The sequence below is a fragment of the Coleofasciculus sp. G1-WW12-02 genome, assembly GCF_040219735.1.
GTDB lineage: Bacteria > Cyanobacteriota > Cyanobacteriia > Cyanobacteriales > Coleofasciculaceae > Coleofasciculus.
In genome coordinates this window covers 1-7,157 of record NZ_JAVJRX010000200.1, presented here as the reverse complement: position 1 = coordinate 7,157, position 7,157 = coordinate 1, and the positions used below count along the sequence as shown (strand labels likewise).

The window sequence follows — 7,157 nt, the reverse complement described above, 5'->3', positions numbered from 1 at the left end:
TCGGTTCTAGAGCAGCAAACTGGCTATCGCATCCGCTGGTAGGTCTTTAACACTTGCCGATAACGTAGTGCGCTTAGCACTTAGGCTGGTAAGCACAGCTTTAACTTATTTGGCTAAAGCTCCGTGTCCCTTCGCTTCGCTCGAGGGCAAGCTTTAGACCGGGGTTGCTTACGACTCGTATGTTATCCCTTAAAACGATACCATACGATAAGAGTAAGCTCATCCCACCGAATCGTTTGGCGTGGAATGAGCTGAAAAATTTTCGGGAAATTTAAATAGTTAGGGATTCGTGCCAAAAATTTGTTCCTTAAAAGACTTAACTTGTAAGGCTAAGTCTTGACGGTTGGCAGCACTGAGCAAATAGCTGCAAATAAACCAACTCACATAAGCAATACCAATTATTTCTAGAAGCGATGACAAAAAGGGAATAGTATTAATCGCTTTCAGGACAGCAAAACCGAGTTTTAGAATCGTGAGGGCGGCAATAATCAAGGCAGCGGTGATTAACAGTTGCTGATTGTTCGTAACTCGGTTATTTAGGTAAGCTGAGACTGTACCCATAAAAGTCGAAATGAGTTGAACCCAGGGCTGTTTTTTTTCTTCTGTGAGAACTTCGCTAGTGAGTTTGCGGTGGAATGTTTCTGAGGTGGCGTTAATTGGCTGTTCAGGGGTTACTATTTTAGCAGTCATGTTTTTATTTTGAGAATGACAATTCGTGAATTACAGGATTGATTGAATTCAGAGGAAAGTAGAGTCTATTTTCCTTAAAAAATTACCTCTGTTTCGGCTAAGTCAATGATTAAAGTTGACAGCTTAGCTTTTTTTAGTGTATTGAGTTTGAGCGATGGGGGTCAATAGCCTAGCTAAATCAACATCAAATTTTAGTTATTTCTTTATCATTGGTTCAAACTTGGTTGATGATTATATTTTTAGAAAATATGATAATAAATGTAACAGATAATTTAGTGCAATAAACTTTAATTGGGCAGACTAACCGATAACTAATCTCTCTGGAATAGTTAAACATGCCCAGAAAAGCCGCTGAATAGCTTACCATACCATTAGCCATTCATCCTTCACACTTCTCAACTATGACTTTATCTCGATGGCTTCCTGTCTTTTCCACCGTGATTTGCCTGGTTGCCCCAATCCCCAATCTGGCAACGGCACAATCATCCTCACCGTCTGAAAATAGCTGTCCCGCACCTGCCCTTTCGCGCTTGCAGAAACATAAAGTAGCGCCTGGTGAAACGTTGAATAGTATTGCTCAACGATACAGCCTGATCCCAGAAACCTTAGTAGAACTCAATCCTAGCTTGTCAGGAAAATCCATGCCGATGGGTCGAGATATTCTGATTCCTCCCTTTAATGGGATTCGGGTGCAAGTTCCAGCGGGGGCTAGCTGGCAAGACTTAGCGGAGGCTTATGGTATCCGCGCTGATATTTTATTTGAGGTCAATGGCTGTTCCCTACAACCGCCAGGAGTTGTATTTGTCTCAGGGGTGAATTGGGTACTGGCAAATCGCAAACCTGTTGAAAACTATACTGGATTTCCCGGTTATCCCTTGCCCACGTTAGCACCCATAGCGTTTAATTACGGTTGGCATCAAAACGCTGATGGACAAGCTCAGTTTCACAGTGGTATTGATCTATTGGCAGAACCTGGAACCACTGTGCTAGCTGTGGATTCCGGTACAGTTGCCTTTACAGGTCAACAGGGAGCGTATGGCAATTTAGTCGTGATTAATCACGAAGGTGGACGCCAAAGCCGTTATGCTCATTTAAGCCGTCTTTCGGTGAGAACGGGTCAACGGATCAAAGCAGGAACACCCCTAGGGACAGTTGGTACTACAGGAAATCCGGACATTGACCAACCTCATCTGCATTTTGAAGTTCGCTTCAATGCACCTGCGGGTTGGGTGGCGCAAGACCCAGAGTTACATTTGACGGTAAGACCGATAAATGAAGAATGACAAATGACGAATGACAAATGACAAACTTTATCACACCATTGCGGCGCAGTGGAGCCTTGTTGCTGTCGGTGGGTACGGTCAGCTTTTTGTGCGGTATGGGTTATGGTGTCGTTCAAAGCTATCCTGAACCCCCACCGGAACCTATCATTCAACCTCAATCTGATATCCCCATAGAACCCCCGCCGCCGAATGTGACAGTTCAGATAAAAGCCGTGGGTGATATTATTCCGGGTACAAATTATCCTCAGAATAAACTGCATCCTAATAAAACGGTTCTCTTTCAAGCCGTTCAACCTACTCTGCAAGGTGCTGATTTATTATTTGGTAATTTTGAGAGTACCTTAACCAATTATCCCTATTCCGCTAAGTCGATAGGGGGATTAATTATTGCCTTTCGCACGCCGCCTGATTATGCCCCTTTATTAAAGGAGGTGGGCTTTGATATTATGAGCGTTGCCAACAACCATTCTTATGATTTCTCACGTCAAGGCTTTGCAGATACTATCAATAATCTGGAACAGGCGGGAGTTAAAGCATTAGGGGAAAAGAATCAAATTCTCTATGCTAATATCAATGATTTATGGATTGCATGGATTGGTTTTAGTTACTTTAATTATCATAATTCATTAAATAATTTACCAGCGGCTATAGCGTTAGTGAAAGAAGCCAGTCAAAATGCTCATATCGTGGTTATTTCTGTCCATGCGGGGGCTGAAGGAACTGGAGCGATGCATGTTCGCAATCAAACGGAGTATTTTTTTGGCGAAAATCGCGGCAATTTGGTTAACTTTTCTCAGACGATGATTGACCACGGCGCTGATTTAATTCTCGGACATGGACCTCATGTTCCTAGAGCATTAGAACTTTATAAGGGAAAGTTAATTGCTTATTTTTTGGGTAATTTTATGGGGTATCGGACTCTCTCGACTCAAGCTCAACTGGCGTATTCTTTAGTATTAGATGTGGAGTTGGATAATCAGGGTGATTTAGTTTCGGGTCAAATTATTCCAATTATGCTAAATCGTCAGGGGATTCCTTATCCTGATTCCCAAGGACGCACGATTCGACTGATGCGCCAGCTTACTCAGAGTGATTTTCCGAATACTTCTTTGCAGATTGATTCAACGGGTAAATTTTTGCCTCAGTAATTGTCGTTCGTCATTTGTCGTTTGTCATTTGTCATTTATTAAATAATTATTCACTCGGAAAGGGCGGGTTGAGTGACATCAGGGTGAAACAAAAACGATAATAGTGAAACTAGCCCCTAAAAACCTGGTTTCTTTGAGCAAAGCGAAGCCTCAAAAAACTCAACACTCAACACTTAAAATTATTTCATTCTTCATCCTTCTTTTTGCTCGAATCTTTCCCTTCAGAAAATCGTTCTTTGAGTTTATCACCAGCGGCTTTGGCTTGGTCGGTGAGATTATCTGTAACCTGGGGAACACCTTGTTTAAGGGATTCCACATGCTGAAGCGTTTTTTTGTAGTCACTACGAATAAAGTCTGCGGCTTGACTCATGCGTTCATGGACGCCTTCGGTATATTTCTCACTGTTTTTTACTGCCGCTTCTAGAACAATGATCCGCTTTTTTGCCACACTGGAAACGGCTGCGGGTGCAAGGGTATAAATCCCTTCCATTATTCCTTGCCAACCACTGGAGGAATATAAGTAATTAACGACGGCTCCCGTTTCCGGTTCAATTATATAATCAACGAGTTTACCGACTTTGTTTCCCGCATCTGTCCAAACTTCTACACCAATGCGAGAATCGAGGGGTTCCAGGGTTTCCGACTCGGTTTCTTCCTTAAGGCTGTTGACAAGAATACTATCGCTGCCAATAGTATTGACTTGTTCCCAGGTAAAGTGGTGTTTTTTGCCGCCGAGAAACCCGGACTTGCAGGTTAACCCAACTACGCGGTGGGCTTGCAAATCAAGCCATAGCTGTATCACTCGACCGACTTCTTCAGCGGTATGACGATTTAAGACTAATCGGTTTAGGAGTTCGCTTTGTTTGAGTACTGCGGCTTTTGCGGACATCAGACACCTCGCTTGGGCTATTCTTGAGACAATGTGACTTGCCGTTCGATCATGTGCTTTGTGTTGTGTATTTAAATTTTAGCTGATAACGGATGCGATTATTTTTAATTTTAGGGGTTGTTATAGCGATCTTGGCGATTATCTTTGCCTTACAAAATGCTGTGCCTATCGCCGTTACTTTAGGAATTTGGCGAGTTGATATATCGTTGGCGTTAGTTCTCGTCTTAACTTTAGGGGTTGGCGTTGTGGTGGGATTATTGGTATCGGTACCATCCCTGATGCGGCAAAATTGGAAACTTGCTCATCAGAAGCGACAGAATAAAGACTTAGAGAAAGAATTCAATGAGCAAACTCAGCAACTGGCGAATCAGCAAAAACGGATTGAATATCTGGAGAATAGTTTAAAGTTCAATCGGGATTCTTCTGAATCAACTGATCGGGATTTAAATACCTAGGCTATAATGGGATGCTCCAAAATATAAGTAGTCAGACGTAAAAAGTAAGGTTAATTATGATATAACCAAAAGTCAGTTAGTAAATACGCGATCGCACTCTATCTTGAACCCGATCCCATAGCCCTAAAAACAAGCTTTATTCTCTCTCTTATTCACCTGTTACCGCCGGAGAACGCGATGAAGCTGATTTAGTCGCCAAGGTGAGATTTAGAGAACAAGACTCATTCTTTCTAATTCAGGTCGAAAACTAGGCGCATCCTCAAAAGAATTTTAGTCGATGCATATTCCGCTACTTCGCTCGTTTGTACGAGAAAGACTCAGGGATTTATCGCTTGCGTGATCCATTGGCGATCGCACCCCATAGTATAACACCATCGATTTTGCGGATCACCGCGCAATTCCAGATGATCAACCTCTACAGGTTCGAGTAATAAGAGACAGAAATTAGGCAACGGTTGCTCTGGATCAGGTGGCGGTTGGGAAAACGCCTGATCCCCCTCTACTCTGGGTTCACCCGGATTCGACCAAGCAAATTGCACACGCGCTGCATCAGAAAGCCCTTGCCAGGTGGTTTGACGCTCATTTTGTAGGGGAAATTCAGGATAGTCTTCTCCCACCAGAATAAGTTGACCTTTTAACCGAAATTGCTCGCGAGTCTTGGGAAAATACCAGCAAATTTCTGCCCCAGCATTATGATTAATTTGATTGACTTTCTGAGTGCGAGCATCGGTGATAATTTTTAATTGGTTATCGAAAAAGCCACGAAAAACAACGGTGCGATTAGCTGGATACCCATCTGGACAAACAGTTGCCAGTTGAAAGTACCGAGCATAAGCTAAACTGCGGTTGCGGTGAAGGGCACGAGATAGGGAGACTCGCCAAGGAGCAATTGACATTGTTTGAAATGATGAATGATGAATGATACCATGTCCGGCTGGGCAAGTGCGTCTACCATACCCATGGTGATGGGGAAGGCAGCATTACCCTTCTACCCTTCTACCCTTCTACCCTTCTACTGATATTTCACAAAATAATCAATATGCTGAGCGACAATTCCCGGTACAGTTTCCGCTAGGTCATTTCCGGCTTGGTCAATCATCTGTAATTTAGTATTGGGGCTATGGTTGGCATAAGTTTGAGCATGGTCAATCACCTCTGGTGAATCAAGTCTTCCTTGAAGAATCAGCGTAGGGATATCTAAGCTGGGTAGATGTTCTTGTAATAATTCGGCTTGAATTTCCACCCGCCGTCGCCGGAACAACAATTGACAAGCTGTCGGGGATTGTAGCAATTGTTGTCGCTGTTTTAACGCTCCCTCAATATCTTTGTGACGCCCAAAAAGCCGAGCCAGAGGTAAGAGCGATCGCAGAATAGTATAGGCAAGGGGGGGACGCCCGACTAACCACCGCCGCCACTGCCAAGTTTTCCCGTCTCCGTCGCCTCGAACGCCTTCAGGGGCTAATAACACCAATCCCTGAACCTGTTCACTGTGATGCAATGCATAACTAGCGGCAATCCAAGCGCCTAAGGAATGACCAACCAGATAGACTCGGGGAAGGTGTAGTGCCTCAATGAAGTTGAACAAACACTCGACCTCGACTTGAATCGAGTAGTGCAGTTTCGGCGTTTGGGAGTCACCAAATCCCAATAAGTCAAGTGCAAAGCAATGATAATCTTGATGCAGATACTCAATCAGGGGTAGCCACTGACTACTATCGCTCCAAGACCCGTGTAAAAATATAAGAGTGGGTCCTTGGCCCACTTCACGCCAAAAGACTTGCCCCAAAGGTAGCTTAATGCGGGAATTCCGTAAGGTTAAATTCATCCTAGTTGCCGGGTGTTTCAAAACTCAACACTTAAAGTAGCAGGCTACGTCTAGCTCTCAAAACTAAAAATTAGGCAACAGTGGTTTTACCGTCAAAATAGTCCTGCAACTGTCGCCCATGATCGTGACTCAGACAGTCCATGGGGATGGCTGAACGTTCAAAGGCTTGAACTTCCGTAATTTCCCACATATCTTGTATCTGCATTGTTCCCTGAACCTCCGCTTCGACTACAACACAAACTGAATGAACTCTGGGATCGCGATCGGGTGCTGAGTAGATTCCCACCAATCGGCGAATTGCCAGCAACTCTAGCCCAGTTTCTTCTGCCAACTCCCGCCTCACGGTGGTGGGAATGTCTTGTCCCCAATCCACCATCCCTCCAGGTAATCCCCATTTTCCGTTATCGCGACGCCGAATCAGTACAATTTGTCCATCGGGTAAAACGGGGATAATACTTGTACCGAGGACTGGATGGCGGAAAATAATCCCCAATACCGTTTGGACAAAATACCAGATACGACCCATGGATTCAGATGGTTATAGAACAGATAAATGGCTGACGTACAGACTGTTATCATAATCTGATTTTTTTAAGAAGAGACATGATGGTAATCCTTGAAAACTGCTGCCAAGGTAAACTAGGATGGAACGAAAGAGGCTTGGATGGTGTAACACTGCCAATATAAATAAGCCCCAGCTTACCCAACCCACCCATAGCTAAGGCTTTCAACAACCCTAATCTAGCTATCGCTTGAGATTAGGGATTGCCAGAGACAGGGCTGGCAACGCAAGAGTTGAATAGACCATTGAGCCGCCAATTGGCACGTACTTCCAGATACTTCCCCAGTCTGGATTATCTACAAACC

At 44.0% G+C, this 7,157-nt stretch carries 8 protein-coding genes; 3 read left to right on the top strand and 5 right to left on the bottom strand.

Annotated features, from left to right (window positions below; all coding sequences use genetic code 11):
• Positions 1-279 precede the first annotated feature (279 nt).
• The gene (locus RID09_RS31475) at positions 280-690 is read right to left on the bottom strand and encodes a CAAD domain-containing protein (RefSeq protein ID WP_446339854.1); all 411 of its coding nucleotides are present in this window, start codon (positions 688-690) and stop codon (positions 280-282) included.
• Between the two features lie 401 nt (positions 691-1,091).
• On the opposite strand from RID09_RS31475, the gene RID09_RS31470 reads away from it, so the two are divergent.
• Together RID09_RS31470 and RID09_RS31465 are read left to right on the top strand one after the other, a co-directional pair.
• The gene (locus tag RID09_RS31470) at positions 1,092-1,973 is read left to right on the top strand and encodes a LysM peptidoglycan-binding domain-containing M23 family metallopeptidase (protein ID WP_446339852.1); all 882 of its coding nucleotides are present in this window, start codon (positions 1,092-1,094) and stop codon (positions 1,971-1,973) included.
• Positions 1,974-1,990: 17 nt separating this feature from the next.
• Complete coding sequence (locus RID09_RS31465; protein ID WP_446339850.1) at positions 1,991-3,121, top strand: CapA family protein; 1,131 nt, start codon at positions 1,991-1,993, stop codon at positions 3,119-3,121.
• A 184-nt stretch (positions 3,122-3,305) separates the two neighbouring features.
• Here RID09_RS31465 and RID09_RS31460 read toward each other — a convergent pair whose 3' ends face one another.
• Complete coding sequence (locus RID09_RS31460; protein ID WP_446339848.1) at positions 3,306-4,010, bottom strand: PRC-barrel domain-containing protein; 705 nt, start codon at positions 4,008-4,010, stop codon at positions 3,306-3,308.
• Between the two features lie 92 nt (positions 4,011-4,102).
• Between RID09_RS31460 and RID09_RS31455 the strand changes: the two genes are divergently transcribed.
• Complete coding sequence (locus tag RID09_RS31455) at positions 4,103-4,465, top strand: lipopolysaccharide assembly protein LapA domain-containing protein (RefSeq protein WP_446339846.1); 363 nt, start codon at positions 4,103-4,105, stop codon at positions 4,463-4,465.
• A gap of 317 nt (positions 4,466-4,782) precedes the next feature.
• Here RID09_RS31455 and RID09_RS31450 read toward each other — a convergent pair whose 3' ends face one another.
• The 3 genes from RID09_RS31450 to RID09_RS31440 form a co-directional block, all read right to left on the bottom strand.
• Positions 4,783-5,361 (bottom strand): Npun_F5749 family FMN-dependent PPOX-type flavoprotein, encoded by a 579-nt coding sequence (locus RID09_RS31450; RefSeq protein ID WP_446339844.1) that lies wholly within the window; start codon positions 5,359-5,361, stop codon positions 4,783-4,785.
• Positions 5,362-5,477: 116 nt separating this feature from the next.
• Positions 5,478-6,290, bottom strand: a complete 813-nt coding sequence (locus RID09_RS31445) for an alpha/beta fold hydrolase (RefSeq protein ID WP_446339842.1) — start codon at positions 6,288-6,290, stop codon at positions 5,478-5,480.
• Between the two features lie 70 nt (positions 6,291-6,360).
• Positions 6,361-6,816: an NUDIX hydrolase gene (locus RID09_RS31440; protein WP_446339840.1), complete on the bottom strand. Its 456-nt coding sequence runs from the start codon at positions 6,814-6,816 to the stop codon at positions 6,361-6,363.
• Positions 6,817-7,157: the final 341 nt, after the last annotated feature.